The following is a 14,687-nucleotide window of genomic DNA, read 5'->3' as shown; positions in this document are numbered from 1 at the left end:
ACGTACCGCACCAATGACCCGGACCAGTTGCCCGTGTGGGTCGCGTACCGCCCGACCCCGCTCACGGCACCAGATGTAATCGCGGCTCTTGTGGCGCATGCGGTATTCGAAAACGTATTCGCCGCTGCCCTGGGGACCGAGGATTTCCCGGTCGAAGACAGCCATGATCTTCGGCAGGTCGTCCGGGTGGGTGATGCCAACCTGGGCATCCCAGCCGTCGTGCAAATCGTCAGGCCCGTAACCCAGCAGTGAACGGAACTGACTGGAAAAACGCATGCCACTGGCCGGGTGCTGGAGATCACCGTTGACGACCGTGATATCCCAGCAGCCTTCAGTCAGGGTCGATTGCAGCAACTCCCAGATCTGCGCGTCCTGGCGTTGTCGCTGCACCTGCTGGCCGAGTTCGTCCAAGCGAATTTCAAGCGCCTGCTCGCGCTCACAGGCTTGCTCCAGCTGCTGGCGCACTAAGTGCAGTTCGTGCTCACTTTGCTGCCATCGCAGGGTTTGCGCCTCCACCTGCGCTTCGGCCTGACGCAGGTGCGCAGCGACGTTCTCCATCTGCCGCGCGTGCTGCTCAAGGAGGTTCCGCAGTTGCGGATATGCATCGAGCATCGGCGTGCCTTCCATTTCGCCGGCCAGCACGCGCTGCACCTGTACGGTCAACGCCAGTTTCTGTTTGTTGGTCTGGAGAAACATCGCCTGCCCCTATGCCATCAAGTCGAAACCTGGATCTGATCGCAAACCGGCCAGGCTGGCTTGTCCCTGCCTGCACAGGGCCTTGCTCCTGGCTGCCAACGCGCAGACTGGCAGCCACAGACATACGACGCGGCAGGCACAGTCAAGCTGGACAGCCCTGCCGGTATTACTCTCGGGGCTTTCCCTTGTTCGCGATCAGGAAACCCTCATGAGCGATATTGCCCTGCTGCCTCAGGTTCAAGCCTTCCTCGATAGACATCACGCCCTGTTCATCGACGGTGGCTACGTCGAAAGCCAGGGCAGCCAGACACTGAACGTCGTCAACCCTGCCACCGGCCAGGTCATCGCCCAGGTCAGCGACGCCACTGCCAGCGATATCGATGTGGCGGTGCAATCGTCCCGCCGCGGCTTCGAGCAGTGGTCTCAAACCGCGCCGGCGGTCCGCGGCCATGTGCTGCTCAAGCTGGCGGACCTGTTGGAGCGCAACCGCGAAGAGCTGGCGCAGATCGAAACCTGCCAGTCGGGGAAGATCATCCACATCTCCCGTGCCTTCGAAGTCGACCAGGCCGCCCACTTCCTGCGCTATTACGCTGGCTGGGCGACCAAGATCAACGGCGAGACGATCACCCCATCGTTGCCCTCCTTCACAGGCGAACGCTACACCGCGTTCACCTTGCGCGAACCAGTCGGGGTGGTGGTCGGTATCGTGCCGTGGAATTTCTCCACCATGATCGCCATCTGGAAACTGGCTTCAGCCCTGGTGACCGGTTGCAGTGTCATCATCAAGCCCAGCGAGTTCACCCCGCTGACCATCCTGCGCATCGCGGAACTGGCCATCGAGGCTGGCCTGCCGGCCGGTGCCCTGAATGTGCTGACCGGCGGCGGCCAGGTGGGCAAGGGGCTAATCGAGCATCCGGGCACCAACAAGGTTTCATTCACCGGCTCCATACCCACCGGCCTGGCGGTGGGCCAGGCGGCCATGGGCGCCGGGTTGACCCGTACGACCCTGGAACTGGGTGGGAAGAATGCAGCGGGGTTCCTGCCTGATATCGACCCCGAGGTCGCGGTCAACGGCATCATCGAGGCGGGATTTCTGCATTCGGGACAGATCTGCGCGGCGGCGGAACGGTTCTTTGTCCATCGCTCGCAGATCGAGTCGATCATGGACAAACTAGCCCAGCGCCTGGGCAAACTCACTATCGGCTCACCCCTGGACGAACGCACCGAATTCGGTCCGGTGACCAACCGTCAGCACCAACGCAAGCTCGAGGAATTCTTCGCCAAGGCCCGCGCGCAGAACAACACCATCGTCCACGGCGGCAAGCTGATCGATGGGCCGGGTTGCTACGTCGAGCCAACCATCATCCTCGCCAATCGCCGCGACGACAGCCTGCTCCACGAAGAAACCTTCGGCCCGATCGCCACGTTCTTCCCTTACGACACAGAGGAGGAGTTGCTGGAGCTGATGAACGACACGCCCTACGGCCTGAGCGCCAGCCTCTGGACCAACGACCTGGGCAAGGCCCTGCGCATGGTCCCCGCCATCGAAGCCGGCACGGTGTGGGTAAACATGCACACCCTGCTCGACCCAGCCGTGCCTTTTGGCGGCAACAAGTGTTCCGGGATAGGCCGTGAATTCGGCAGCGCATTCATCGACGACTACACCGAACTGAAATCGGTGATGATCCGCTACTGAACAACAAAGGGCCCTGGAGCCACACGCCAGGGCCCTACCCACCCCAAATCCCTCTGTGGGAGCGAGCCTGCTCGCGATAGCGGAGCATCAGTCAATGTTAATGCCGACTGACACAACACTATCGCGAGCAGGCTCGCTCCCACACTTTTACCGCCGGCAGGCGTTGACCGTTGGGATTCGGCCGCGCCATGGTTGGGCGCGCTCCAGTTGCGCGGCCAGCGCCAGCAGCGTGTGTTCCTCGCCGAAACGACCGGCAACATGCGCGCCCATCGGCAGGCCATTGGCGCTCCAGGACAACGGCACTGACATCGCCGGCTGGCCGCTGGCATTGAACAGCGCGGTGAACGGCGAATAACTGTGGTAGCGCTCGATCAGTTGATCCAGGCTCATGCACACGTCCTGCAGATCCAGCTCGCCAATTGGCACCGGCTCACGAGTCAGGACCGGGGTCAGGATCACGTCGTAATCCTGCATGAACACCGCCAACTGCCGGCCGAGGGCATGAATCCACTCCACCGCCGCGGCATACTGGGCGCCGCTGACGTTGCCCTTGTCCCGCAAGATGATCCGCGTGCGTACCTCCAGCTCTTCGGCTTGCACGGCAAACCCACGCATCTGGCCCAGCAGGTCGACATAGTGACGAGAGCTGGCGCCGATGATGGTGAACACGTGATCGAGAAATTCCAGCAGCCCCACCGGCAGGCTCACCGATTCGACGCGATGCCCCAACGACTCGCACAACCGCGCGGCCTCGCCCACCGCCTGAAGGCTCTGTGGTGACGTAGGCCAAGGACCGAGCTGCTCGACCAGGGCTATGCGTAGCGGCTTGGGATCGGCCTGCACTGCCATCGCATACGGCAACGCCTGGATCGGCGCGGCGTAAGGCGCGCCCAGGTCCATCCCAGCAGTGGCATCCAGCAACGCCGCACTGTCGCGCACCGACAGGGTGATGGCATGAGGTGTGCCCATCCCCGCCCAGCCCTCGCCCACTATTGGTCCTGACGGCAGCAAGCCACGGCTGGGCTTGAACCCGAACACACCGCAGCAGGACGCCGGCACGCGCAATGAACCGCCACCGTCGTTGCCGTGGGCGAACGGCACCACCCGGGCCGCCACCAGTGCCGCCGCGCCACCGCTGGAACCACCGGCGCTGTGGTCGGTGCTCCAAGGGTTGCGTGTGGCACCAAAACGCGCAGACTCGGTGGAGTATGAAGTGCCAAACTCAGGCGAAGTACTGGTGCCCATCACCTGACATCCGGCACGCCGCAAACGCGTCACGATTTCCGATTCGAAATCCGCACGAAAGTCGCCCAGTGCGCGAGAACCGTTGGTCATCGCCGCACCATGAACTGGTGAAAACAGGTCTTTGATCAAGGTCGGCACACCGGCCAGCAGGCCTTGACCGACCTGTGGCGTGCGCGCCGTCTGCCGGGCCGAATCGTACAAGCGCTCGGCCACCGCATTGAGCTGCGGCTCGACTCGCTCCAGACGCTCGATGGCAGTCTCCAGCAGTTCGCCTGGCCGGACCTCGCCACGCCTGACCCATTCGGCCAGCGCCGTGGCATCTTCACTGTCCATCAAGTGGTGAATGTCTTGCGTACCCATGTTTCAGGTTCCTTATGTCACGACGATTGATGTGATCCGACGGTGCTCGCTTGCCCTTGGCCGCGTGTGCGCAGGCCGGCAACGACCCAGAGCAGCGCCAAGGCAAAACTGGTCAGGGCCAGCCACTGGATGGCGTGACGCAGGTCACCGGCGAACACAATCACCAAGGCCACCACCAGCGGACTGACGAACTGGCCGATATACAGGCACGAGGTAAACCCGCCCAGGCCCCGGCCGCGGGTGCTGGCGGTCAACGCATTCATCACCGGCGCCATCACGTTGGGCACCAACAGCCCGGCCCCCAGGCCTTGGATGAACACCGCCACCAGCACTTCGTTATAGCTTTGCCCGCGCATCAACAGCCACAGCCCCAGGCCCATCAGGCCAAGCAACAACGCATTGCAACCGGCGATGCCGAAGCGACGGCGCAGCAACGGCCACGTCAGCGAACCGACCAAGGTCGCCAACAGGCTCAGCCCCGCCGCCAGGCCGATCATCGTGCTGGAGGTGATGCCGAGGCTGACCAACAGCGTCGGCGCCTGGATCGGCATGATGAACGTCAGGACCATGCCACCGAGGATCATCAGGTAGCCGACCAGCAGTTGAGGCAAGGCGACCTTGGCCGGCCCCGACGCCTCGACGTGCGGCTCGCCCCCCTGCGGCTTCAAAACCGGCGGTTCCCAAAGCACCTTCATCATTGCCGGCACCAGCAACAATGGCAGCAAGTACAGGAGGAACGGCGCACGCCACGAGTGTTCTCCAAGCGCACCTCCCACTACGAAAAACAGCGCTCCCACCAGGCCGATGGTCACCACTTGCCGGTTGACGTAGCGCAGTCGCTCCTCACCGTGCCAATAGTCCGCTATCAGCGTCGCGCAACAGGTCATCACCGCCGCCTCCGTACAACCGAACAACAGCCGCACACCGACAATCGAGGGCAGGCTATCGAGCATGGCCGGCAACGCGCCGAGCAAGGCGTAGAGAATCGTCGCAAGCACCAGCAAGGCCTTGCGCCCGACCCTGTCGGCCAGCCAGCCGGCCAATGGCGCGCACAGGGCAATCGCCAGGGCCGGCCCGGTGACCGCCAACGGCACCAACAGATCGGCGCGTGGCTCCAGGGGCCCGAATTCTGCGCCCAACCTGGGCAAGACGGGCGCGACCATCACCGAACCCATGATTGTCAGACTGCTGCCTAGCATCAGCACCAGTCCTTCACGCCAACTGGCCTGGCGAGACAGGATGGTCGCCGTTGAAACGGAACTTGATTGGTTCATGGCGAGCCCCTTTTAGAAACTGTGAGAAATACGCAGCGCCGTGGTGTAACCCTCGGCGCGGTTTCGCGCGTCGAGCTCCTTGTAGACATGCAGCCACACTGGGGGCATACCTGGCTTGAAGTAGCTCACCGCCGGCCCGACAGCCAGCACTCGGGCGCGATTGCCTGTTTCCAGGCCCGGGGCATCGTCGTCGGTGAATTGCCGGTAGTAATAGCCACCCATGCCCACGGTCCATGGGCCGACGTGCTGGCCCACGGCGAACTCGTGGCGGTACTCGACACCGTTCTTGTAGTCGGTGGCGTGGTTGCGCGTGTTGATGTCGGCCTCAAAGCTTGAGGACACTTCGAAGCCGCTGTCGGAGATATAAGTGGCGTTGAGGATCGGCGAGAAGGTCCAGTGGTTCAGACCCGGCGAGATCAAGCGATTCTTGTCGTAGTCGCCTGTGGGAGCCTGGATCTGGAACTGGGCGTTGACGAACAGGTTCGGCGACAGTGTCCACTGCAGGATCACCGGCAGCACCTGCATGTCGGCCATGCGAAACGGATCGGCCTCCAGGTTCAGTGGGCCGACAGGCGTCTGCACCTGTAGCGAAGCGTCCATCTGGAAGAACGGCACGACGGCGCCGAAGCCATACTTGGCGCCCAGCACGGTGTAATCGGTCATGCGCATGTAGGCGACGCCGATGGACAAGACATCCAGGGAGAAATTGTTGTCCACGGACTTGCCGTGGCGATCCTTCTGCACGTTGGCCGAATAGAACGCGGTGCGCAGGCCGACGGTGCCAAAGGGCGTGGCCGGCGGCATCATGCCCGCGCCGAAATCGTAGACCCCGACCGCCGTGGTCGGCGCGCCGTTTTCGGTGCCATGGGCAGCACCGCATGCACCGATCAGCCCCAGGGTTAACCACGTACAGTGCCAGACGTTTGTTTTTTTATTTTGGTACATCGAATGCCCCTCCAACCATGTGGTGTCGGGGTCATCCTAGGGAGGCGGCCGGTCAGCCGTTATCCGTTTTCAGCACAGATGCGTGCGGCGCAGGGTTTGGGAAGGTGTCTCGCCGAACAGCACCCGATAGTCGCTGGAAAACCGGCTCAAGTGCCAGAACCCCCAGCGTGCCGCCACCTCCTGTACACCCTGGGCGTGGCGGCCGCTGCGCAGTTCGCGGCGCACGGCATTGAGGCGCAACGCCCGCAAATAGGCCACCGGATTGATACCCAGGGTTTCCTGGAAGCAATACTGCAATTTGCGCCGGCTGGCACCGATGTGATTGCACAGGTCGAGGATCGACAGTGGCTCATCGACATGGGCCAAGGCGTACTCCCGGGCACGGTCGACCATGCGCTTGCGCGCCGTGGGGTTGAGCGGCGGTGCCTCGTCCGGTGCCACCAGTTCCAGTATGTGCAACATCACCGTGTCACGCAGGCCACGGCGAATCGACTCGTACCCCAGCAATGAGTCTCGCCCCTGCTCGCCCCCTTCAAGCTCATCGAACAACGCCGCGAGCTCGGCCGGCAGCGTCGAGTTGCCAAGACGGTAACACTTGGGAAGATCGGTAATTCGAAAGTGACTGCCTTGACACGCCAGCACATGCTCCAACGCCTGCTCGTCGACGGTGACACCGAGCAGATCCAGATGCTGGGGCGTGCGCAGCTCGGGCAGGTTATGGCCGCGAGCGACCAACAGGCTGGGCTCGATAATCGGGTGCCCGGAGCAAAAGAGCGGCCCGTCCGCACTCAGCGGCACGCTGAAAGTGATGGCGCCTTCCCAGGCCATGCCCCGCTTGGTCAGGGCTTGATTAGAGCGGTCGCGCACCAGTTGCATCCAGTCCGAGCGGAACTCGATCAACTCACCGTCGAAGCGTCCGGGGGTCAATTGGTCATAGCAGACCTGCCAGCCTCCCATGTTCCGGGCGTGCTCGTCGATGTCTGTGGTGCGGAACCGATTGATCGGCAGCGTCGGCAACAGGTCCGACGAAACCGCTGGCAGCGCCATGTTGGAGTTGTTCATTGACCCGACCTTTGATGATTCCAGGGCTTACGGGTCAAAGCTCAGGCAAGTTCCATTCCGCCCCGTGGACCGGTCGTTCAATTGTGCCGAAAACGGATAACCGGCCAGGGTTCAGCTACCGGCGCCGGCATGGGCCTCTTCAAAGAAATAATCCTTCCAGCTGTCGGCCTTGTTTTTCAACACGCCCAGTTCGTGCAGTTTCTCGGCATAAATGTAGGTACGTTGCGGAACGACGGTGAAGTCGATTTCAGGGTCGGTGACAATTTTTTCCACCAGCGACAGCGGCAACTTGGACTGTTCCACACGAATGTAGGTCTGGGCAGCCGCCGGCTTGTCGGCCTGGATAATGCCTTGTGCCTCCACCAGGGCGTCGTAGAACGCCTTGTAGGTCTTGGGATTTTCGTCGTGGAATTTTTCCGTAGTGTAGAGCACGTTGAACGTCGCCGGCCCACCCAGCACATCATAGGAACTGAGCACCTTGTGTACGTTGGGGCTTTGCAGTGCCTGATACTGGAACGGTGGACTGGAGAAGTGCGAATTGATTTCCGACTGGCCGGCAATCAGCGCCGCCGTCGCATCCGGGTGCGGGAGGCTGACCGAGATGTCGTCGAACTTCTTGAAGTGGTCGTTCCCGAACACCTTGGCGGTTTCGATCTGCAACGTGCGCGACTGGAAGCCGACACCCGCCGCCGGAACGGCGATCCGGTCCTTGTCGGTGAAATCCTTGAGGCTCTTCACGTTCGGGTTGTTGGTCAGCAGATAATTGGGCATCGACCCCAGCGAGGCGATGGCCTTCACATTCTGCTTGCCGCGAGTCCGATCCCAGATTGTCAGCATCGGCGGAACTCCCGCCGACACCACATCCAAGGCACCGGTCAGCAAGGCCTCGTTCATCGCCGTAGCACCGGAAATGCTGTTCCAATCCACCTTGATATCCAGGCCCTGGGCCTTGCCATGCTTCTCGATGAGCTGCTGGTCGCGCACCACATCGAGGATCAGGTAGCCGATACCGAATTGCTGGGCGATGCTGATCTTGCCTTCGGCGTGGGCCAAGGGATTGAGCAGCGCAGTGGCCGCCAGGGAAACCAACAAGGTGAGCGCAGAACGCTTGAAAGCCATGGTCTGGTGAACCTCACAGTAAGTTGAAAAGACTGAAGGCCACGACTTTAAAGCTATAAGAAAATTAATTTAAATACCTAGATAGCATAACAATAGCACCTAAATGTTCGCACCAGAGCCCATGAGTCTCGCACTCACCGGCGCGATCGCTTGATAATCTTTGGAGACCTGCATCAAAGCGATACAGTAGCGGTGCCTGCTCCCCCAATCGTCCCCGACGAATACCAAGCGCGAAGCAATCATGAACGAGATGACCCTGGATGTGGGGATCGCCGCCGAGTCCATTTCCAAGCCGCGCACACTGGTGTTCCTGGCTTACCCGCAGATGGGCCTGTTGGACCTCGCCGGTGCCCAGACCGTTTTCTGGGCCGCCACCAAAGCCATGACCAAACGTGGCCTGCCCGGCTATGCAATGCACACCGCGAGCCTGGAAGGTGGGTTGATGCGAACTGCCGAAGGTTTGGTGGTAGATACCCGGGCCCTGCATGAGCTCGACGGAACGCTCATCGACACGCTGATCGTTCCCGGCGCCCCGGACATACAACAGGCGATGATCGACTGTGTCGACCTTGTGCAGTGGCTACGCAGGGCCTCGGTCAAGGCCAGGCGCACCGCATCGGTATGCAGCGGCACCTTTCTCATGGCCCAGGCCGGCTTGCTGGACGGACGTCGGGCCGCCACCCACTGGGCCATGTGCGAGATGCTCAAGAGCGGTTTCCCATCGATTGAAGTGGACCTCGACGCGATCTTCATCCAGCAGGACAGCGTATGGACCTCGGCCGGTGTCAGCGCCGGCATCGACATGGCCTTGGCATTGGTCGAAGCCGACCCGCTGATCCCGGTAGCCTGAGCCCGTTTCCTCCCCCGGCCAGTCCCTCCTTTCTGCGCCGGTCTTTCCCAGACGCCTGCCAATGATGCTTGGGCAGGCGTTCTTTTATGAAAACCAGAACAAAACCGATAGGAGCAACGCTACTGGCGATAACTGTATGTCAGTCAACATTGATGTGGCTGGTCCGCTGTCATCGCGAGCAGGCTCTCCCCCACAAGTGTTTCTTCGATCGCCGGGCTGTTTACCAGGTATTGATCTGTGCGAGCTTGGTCGCCAACGGCAAACCGTTCCAGGTGTCCTTGGCAGCACAACCGACCGGATTATGTGCCCAGCGATACCAGACATGAAGGTTCTGGGCCCCGGCGATCAACCCCGCAAAAGGATTAAGAAGCCCCCCACCTCCGACGCCTTGCAGCCATGGCAAGCAGTACACGCAGGGATGCAATTGCACATACATCACCCAATCACCGGCATTCGGCGCGACAAGGCCATAGGGCACCAAGCCATTGCCGCCCGCCACCACCAAGGCGTTACGCTCCGCATGACCGGAAAACCCGACCGCAGGCGCGCCGGGCACTACAGCCAAGGCGCCAACGATTGAAAAGCGTGAATTTCCAAAGACCACGCCATACGGCAAGGCCGCCCCGCCCGCTACGGCATTCCCCAAGGGAAAACCTGCGCCCGGATTGGGCACGGTTGCCAATGCGGCCCAACAAGAGCCGTGGGCAATACCAGCACCCGGTAGGGCCTGGGTATGGGCATGGGTCGCGCACTGTCGGGCCAGTTCCAACGCCTCGAGATAACCTGGATTCATGACGCCGCCGACGGCCACGGTGAACTGATGCAAAACAACCGGCATAAGATTATCCCTATCTTGATCGGGTTGACATCGGGCCGCGGTTGAACTCGTCCAGAATTTCAAGGCCCCTCCAGAGCACGCCAACTGAGACTAGTCGCCGAGATAAAAAATGCAAAATGGAGCGCCACGGCTCATCTACCCCATCCGCACCGCAAACGCCTGGAGCTCCCACACCATCTCGATATGTATCTATCCGCCTGGTGGCTGATCGCGCGACCTCCCCGCCGATTCCGGTGGACTGAGCCTCGTATCCGGCCAGTCCGTCCTGTCTGCGCGGGTCTTTCCCAGACGCCCGCCAACGATACGTGGGCAGGCGTTTTTTTCAGGCGCTCATCCCCAAGCCAGCCTGAATATCGTCACTGCCCAGAAAAATCCGTATCAATGCCCGCCCCTTACTCCTTGTGCACAAGGTAAGGTAGGCAGTAATCATCCGTATCGAGGTGTGCCCGTGGCGTCCTATTCCTTGCGTCAGCTGAAGTACTTCGTCACCACCGTCGAATGTGGCAGCGTCGCTGAAGCGTCCCGCAAGCTGTACATCGCCCAACCGTCGATCGCCACCGCCATCAAGGGTTTGGAAGACAGTTTCGGCGTGCAGTTGCTCATTCGTCATCACGCCCAGGGGGTATCGTTGACGCCCGGTGGCGCGCGCTTCTATCGCAAGGCCCAGGAGCTGTTGCGCATGGCCCGGGAGTTCGAGCAGAACGCGCTGGCCGACAATGATGTGGTCAGCGGGCAGATCGACATCGGCTGCTTCGAAACCGTCGCCCCGCTCTACCTGCCACGACTGATCGCCGGCTTTCGCCAGCGCTTTCCCGGGGTGGAAATCCGCGTGCAGGATGGCGAGCAACAGGAGTTGGTACAAGGTCTCACCGGTGGTCGTTTCGATTTGGCGATTTTCTATGAACACGACCTCGACAGTACCATCGAGACCGAAGCACTCACGGCACCGCAACGCCCCTATGCGCTTCTGCCGGCGGGCCATCGCTTCGCCGATCAGGCCCAGGTGTCGCTGCGCGACCTGGCCCTCGAACCGATGATCCTGCTGGACGTACAACCCAGTCGCACCTATTTCGTGAGCATCTTCGAGGAGCTGGGCCTGACGCCCAACATCGTCTTCAGCTCGCCGTCCATCGAGATGGTGCGTGGCATGGTCGGCCAGTCCTTCGGTTTTGCCGTGCTGGTGACCCGCCCGCACTCCACCTGCACCTACGATGGGCAACACCTGGTGTGCGTCGACATCGCCGAGGACGTGACAGGCTCGGCGTTGGTGGCAGGCTGGCTCAAACGCACCCACCTCACCAAGCCGGCCCAGTTGTTCGTCGACTACTGCAAGGAACAGTTCAGGCAATGGTTGGCCTGACGCCCAGCCAAACACCAAACCCGTGGCGAGGGAGCTTGCTCCCGCTGGGGTGCGAAGCGCCCCCAAACCCAACCAACTGGTTCAATCTGGCACACTGCGATAACAGTGTTGGGGCTGCTGCGCAGCCCAGCGGGAGCAAGCTCCCTCGCCACAAAAAAACACGGGGGGCGCCGCAGGGTTCGGTGTCTAGCGAGCTGCCCAGGCGTTGAAACGTTGCTCCAGCTCTTCGCCATGGTCGACCCAGAACTCGGCATCCACGGCCCGGGCTTCAGCCAGGTTGGCCTCGGCGGTGGGCAACTGTTCCTGTACCGCCGCCGGCAACAACGCGAGTGTCTTGCGATGCACCGGCCCATAAGGGATGTTTTCCGAGAACACCTTCTGGGTCTGCGGCTGGCTGGCAAAGGCAATGAACTGCTCGGCCAAGGCCTTGTTCGGCGTGCCCTTGACCACGGCCCAGTACTCCGGGTCGTACAGGCTCTGTGGCCAGACAATACTCAGCTTCATGCCTTCCTTTTGTGCCGACGCGATGCGCCCGTTATAGGCCGCACTCATCGCCACATCCCCCGCCACCAGCCATTGCGCCGGTTGGGCGCCGGCTTCCCACCATTGGATGTTCGGCTTGATCTGGTCCAGCTTGGCGAAGGCCCGGGACACGCCTTCCGGTGTGTTCAACACCTTGTACAAGTCCTGGGACTTGACCCCATCGGCCAGCAAGGCGATTTCCAGGGTGTACTTGGCCCCTTTGCGCAAACCGCGTTTGCCCGGGTAATCGGCCACATTCCAGAAGTCCGCCCAGGATTTCGGCGCCTTGGCGAGCTTGCTCTGGTCATAAGCCAGGACCATCGACCAGACATAGGTGGCCACGCCACATTCGGTGAGTGCCCCCGGGACAAAATTCGCCGGGTCGCCCAGGGCCGTCTGGTCGAGCTTTTCAAACAAGCCCTCCTCACAACCACGCAGCAACTCGGGGCTTTCCACTTCGACCACATCCCAACTGGTGTGGCCGGCCGCGACCATGGCCTTGATCTTCGACAGTTCGCCGTTGTATTCGCCGGCCACGATGCTTCCCGCACCGCTGGCGTTGAAGGGTTGGAAGTAGGCCTTGTCCTGGGCCTGCTTGGTGGCGCCGCCAAAGGAAATCACGGTCAAGCTCTGGGGCGCGGCCATGACGCTGGTACTCAACAACGCCAGTGCACACGCAATATTGCAACGCAAGGATCTGGACATGAAGCGGTTCCTCGAAATGCCGGCTCGCCCGCACGAGCCGGTGACGGGACTCAAAGGTGACCGTAAACACGGGCGGTATGGTCTACAGCAAAGGCTCTTGTCGGCCTGTTCGTTGTCGCCTGGCTGACCACCAGGAATCTCCGTCCATTGAAATCGTTCTCCTCAGGCACCCTGGCGGTCAGCAATCAATGGGTTCACAGAGATAGCTCGCCAGCCGATCCATCAAGCGATCGCAGGCGGCCATTTGCTCAATGCTCACGTATTCGTCGGGCTTGTGCCCCTGGTCCATGCTGCCGGGGCCACAGACCACCGTTGGCACGCCGGCCTGGTGAAACAGGCCGCCTTCGGTGCCGAAAGCGACGGTGCCGAAAGCCTCGCTGCCGCATAGTCGCGCGACCAGTTGGGCGGCGGCGCTGTCAGGCGCGGTCGCCAGGCCCGGGTAGGCGGACAGCGCTTCAAAACGGATCGCCGTGTCGCTCGCTACCGCCTGCATCGCCGGCAGCAGGGTTTGTTCGGCATACCCCTGCAATTGCTCGGCCACCACCTGCGGATCGAAACCCGGCAAGGCGCGCACTTCGAAATCGAAGCGGCAATCGGCTGGGACGATGTTCAACGCCGTACCGCCCTGGATCACGCCGACCTGTACCGTCGAATAAGCCGGATCGAAGCGCGCGTCATGCAACGAGGGATCGGCCAGCGCTGCGCCGATCTCCCCCAACCGGCCGATCAGGCGCGCCGCCTGCTCGATGGCATTTACGCCGTAAGGTGCGTAGGCCGAATGACAGGCCGCCCCCTTGATGTGGCAACGCATCGCCAACTTGCCTTTATGCCCCAGTACCGGTTGAAGTTGGGTGGGTTCGCCAATCAGGCACAAGGCTGGTGGGGGAACTCGCCGAACCAACACGTCCAACAGGCTGTGAACGCCCAGGCAACCCACCTCTTCGTCATAGGAGAACGCCAGATGCACCGGTCGCCGAAGCGCGCTGGCGAGAAACATTGGCACCGCTGCCAGAACCGAAGCCAGATACCCCTTCATGTCCGCCGTACCCCGCCCGAACCATTTGCCGTCCATCTCGCTCAGGCAGAACGGCTCGACCGTCCAGGCTTGTCCGTCCACCGGCACTACATCGGTGTGTCCGGACAACACCACGCCACCGGGCGCCGCGGGGCCGATGCTCGCCAGCAGGTTGGCCTTGGTGCGCTCGGCGTTATAGATCAGCTCGCTGTCCACACCCAGCCCTTGCAAGTAGTCGCGCACGAACTCGATCAAGGCCAGGTTCGACTCGCGGCTGACCGTGGCAAAACCCACCAACCGTTCGAGCAACACGCGGCTGCGCAGCTCACTCATCGCCCGGCACTCCATAACTTGGCGCCTGGGTCGGATCGAGTGCGCGGATCAGGTAATCCTGCAGTTGCGGCTGATAGGCGAGCCAGAGTCTTTCCAGTTCGTCGATGGGATTTTCCTCGGCCCAATCCACCCGCAGATCGACGATGGGCCAGGTCAGGTCGTCAACCACCGACAGCGCCGCCGAATGCACCGGCCCGGCTTCACCGCCCGCCGCCTGCCCGGCCTGCAACGCATTCATCAAGCGTGCGGCAAGACAACCACCGCTGCGCTCGAAGGCCGCGACCATGGCCTCGATCCCCGCACCATTGGCCAATAGATTGCCGGCCGCCACGCATTGCTCTCCGGCCACTGCGTTGTGGGTGCCCAGGGTGTGTTCGCCGCTGAACATCGCCGTGCGCCCCTCGGCATCGATCACCGCCACCTGGCGGTATTGGCTGTAGCCATTGCGTGCCAGGGTCCGCTCCAGCGCCGCCTGCGCCACCAGGCCGCCAGCCAGCTCATCAAGAATCTGTGGTCCCAGGGCCGGCAGGGTGATGTTCTGGCTCGACACCGCACCGACGCCCGCCCGCAACCACGGGCAACGGGCGCCGACGGCAATGCTCGAGGAGCTGATGGCGATACCCAACTGGCCGGTTTCGGCACAGCGTCCAACGATGGAAAAGGTCAT

The 14,687-nt window shown here is 62.0% G+C and carries 11 protein-coding genes and 2 pseudogenes; 3 read left to right on the top strand and 10 right to left on the bottom strand.

Annotated elements, in window-relative coordinates; translation table 11 throughout:
- Nucleotides 1–33: 33 nt before the first annotated feature.
- Nucleotides 34–276 (bottom strand): annotated as a pseudogene (locus tag PSH86_RS30580) (PAS domain-containing protein); the annotation flags it as partial.
- A gap of 628 nt (nucleotides 277–904) precedes the next feature.
- Between PSH86_RS30580 and PSH86_RS14410 the strand changes: the two are divergent.
- Nucleotides 905–2,392 carry an aldehyde dehydrogenase family protein gene (locus PSH86_RS14410; RefSeq protein ID WP_305490298.1) on the top strand — a complete coding sequence of 496 codons (1,488 nt, stop codon included), beginning with the start codon at nucleotides 905–907 and terminating at the stop codon, nucleotides 2,390–2,392.
- Nucleotides 2,393–2,539: 147 nt separating this feature from the next.
- Here PSH86_RS14410 and PSH86_RS14405 read toward each other — a convergent pair whose 3' ends face one another.
- The 5 genes from PSH86_RS14405 to PSH86_RS14385 all read right to left on the bottom strand — a co-directional run bounded on the left by PSH86_RS14405 (nucleotide 2,540) and on the right by PSH86_RS14385 (nucleotide 8,397).
- The gene (locus PSH86_RS14405; protein ID WP_305490297.1) at nucleotides 2,540–3,997 is read right to left on the bottom strand and encodes an amidase; all 1,458 of its coding nucleotides are present in this window, start codon (nucleotides 3,995–3,997) and stop codon (nucleotides 2,540–2,542) included.
- A 17-nt stretch (nucleotides 3,998–4,014) separates the two neighbouring features.
- Entirely contained in the window at nucleotides 4,015–5,271 is a 1,257-nt protein-coding gene (locus tag PSH86_RS14400) for an MFS transporter (RefSeq protein WP_116832293.1), read from the bottom strand.
- 12 nt (nucleotides 5,272–5,283) lie between these two features.
- Nucleotides 5,284–6,216: a transporter gene (locus PSH86_RS14395; RefSeq protein WP_116832292.1), complete on the bottom strand. Its 933-nt coding sequence runs from the start codon at nucleotides 6,214–6,216 to the stop codon at nucleotides 5,284–5,286.
- 69 nt (nucleotides 6,217–6,285) lie between these two features.
- Nucleotides 6,286–7,278: a helix-turn-helix domain-containing protein gene (locus PSH86_RS14390; RefSeq protein WP_109756096.1), complete on the bottom strand. Its 993-nt coding sequence runs from the start codon at nucleotides 7,276–7,278 to the stop codon at nucleotides 6,286–6,288.
- A gap of 111 nt (nucleotides 7,279–7,389) precedes the next feature.
- A complete protein-coding gene (locus tag PSH86_RS14385) occupies nucleotides 7,390–8,397 on the bottom strand; it encodes an ABC transporter substrate-binding protein (RefSeq protein ID WP_109756097.1) in 1,008 nt (335 codons plus the stop codon).
- A gap of 250 nt (nucleotides 8,398–8,647) precedes the next feature.
- Here PSH86_RS14385 and PSH86_RS14380 point away from each other — a divergent pair.
- Nucleotides 8,648–9,226: pseudogene (locus PSH86_RS14380) on the top strand (AraC family transcriptional regulator); the annotation flags it as partial.
- A 241-nt stretch (nucleotides 9,227–9,467) separates the two neighbouring features.
- Here PSH86_RS14380 and PSH86_RS14375 read toward each other — a convergent pair.
- Complete coding sequence (locus PSH86_RS14375) at nucleotides 9,468–10,085, bottom strand: hypothetical protein (RefSeq protein ID WP_109756098.1); 618 nt, start codon at nucleotides 10,083–10,085, stop codon at nucleotides 9,468–9,470.
- A gap of 448 nt (nucleotides 10,086–10,533) precedes the next feature.
- Between PSH86_RS14375 and PSH86_RS14370 the strand changes: the two genes are divergently transcribed.
- Nucleotides 10,534–11,445: a LysR substrate-binding domain-containing protein gene (locus PSH86_RS14370; protein ID WP_003201562.1), complete on the top strand. Its 912-nt coding sequence runs from the start codon at nucleotides 10,534–10,536 to the stop codon at nucleotides 11,443–11,445.
- Between the two features lie 186 nt (nucleotides 11,446–11,631).
- On the opposite strand, the gene PSH86_RS14365 is transcribed toward PSH86_RS14370, so the two are convergent.
- From PSH86_RS14365 to PSH86_RS14355, 3 genes are all read right to left on the bottom strand, one after another.
- Nucleotides 11,632–12,612 carry an ABC transporter substrate-binding protein gene (locus tag PSH86_RS14365; protein WP_233459564.1) on the bottom strand — a complete coding sequence of 327 codons (981 nt, stop codon included), beginning with the start codon at nucleotides 12,610–12,612 and terminating at the stop codon, nucleotides 11,632–11,634.
- A 238-nt stretch (nucleotides 12,613–12,850) separates the two neighbouring features.
- The gene (argE, locus tag PSH86_RS14360) at nucleotides 12,851–14,020 is read right to left on the bottom strand and encodes an acetylornithine deacetylase (protein ID WP_249016427.1); all 1,170 of its coding nucleotides are present in this window, start codon (nucleotides 14,018–14,020) and stop codon (nucleotides 12,851–12,853) included.
- Nucleotides 14,013–14,687: a DUF1028 domain-containing protein gene (locus PSH86_RS14355; RefSeq protein ID WP_305490296.1), complete on the bottom strand. Its 675-nt coding sequence runs from the start codon at nucleotides 14,685–14,687 to the stop codon at nucleotides 14,013–14,015. Before PSH86_RS14355 ends, argE begins: the two co-directional genes overlap by 8 nt.

The organism is Pseudomonas sp. FP2300 (assembly GCF_030687595.1).
Taxonomy (GTDB): Bacteria; Pseudomonadota; Gammaproteobacteria; order Pseudomonadales; family Pseudomonadaceae; genus Aquipseudomonas; species Aquipseudomonas bijieensis.
This window is presented reverse-complemented; position numbering and strand designations above follow the sequence as displayed.

Coding starts and splice junctions, on each gene's coding strand:
- PSH86_RS14400 (WP_116832293.1), bottom strand. CDS start 5,271: ATGAACCAATCAAGTTCCGTTTCAACGGCGACCATCCTGTCTCGCCAG.
- PSH86_RS14385 (WP_109756097.1), bottom strand. CDS start 8,397: ATGGCTTTCAAGCGTTCTGCGCTCACCTTGTTGGTTTCCCTGGCGGCC.
- PSH86_RS14355 (WP_305490296.1), bottom strand. CDS start 14,687: ATGACCTTTTCCATCGTTGGACGCTGTGCCGAAACCGGCCAGTTGGGT.
- PSH86_RS14395 (WP_116832292.1), bottom strand. CDS start 6,216: ATGTACCAAAATAAAAAAACAAACGTCTGGCACTGTACGTGGTTAACC.
- argE (WP_249016427.1), bottom strand. CDS start 14,020: ATGAGTGAGCTGCGCAGCCGCGTGTTGCTCGAACGGTTGGTGGGTTTT.
- PSH86_RS14375 (WP_109756098.1), bottom strand. CDS start 10,085: ATGCCGGTTGTTTTGCATCAGTTCACCGTGGCCGTCGGCGGCGTCATG.
- PSH86_RS14365 (WP_233459564.1), bottom strand. CDS start 12,612: ATGGCCGCGCCCCAGAGCTTGACCGTGATTTCCTTTGGCGGCGCCACC.
- PSH86_RS14390 (WP_109756096.1), bottom strand. CDS start 7,278: ATGAACAACTCCAACATGGCGCTGCCAGCGGTTTCGTCGGACCTGTTG.
- PSH86_RS14410 (WP_305490298.1), top strand. CDS start 905: ATGAGCGATATTGCCCTGCTGCCTCAGGTTCAAGCCTTCCTCGATAGA.
- PSH86_RS14405 (WP_305490297.1), bottom strand. CDS start 3,997: ATGGGTACGCAAGACATTCACCACTTGATGGACAGTGAAGATGCCACG.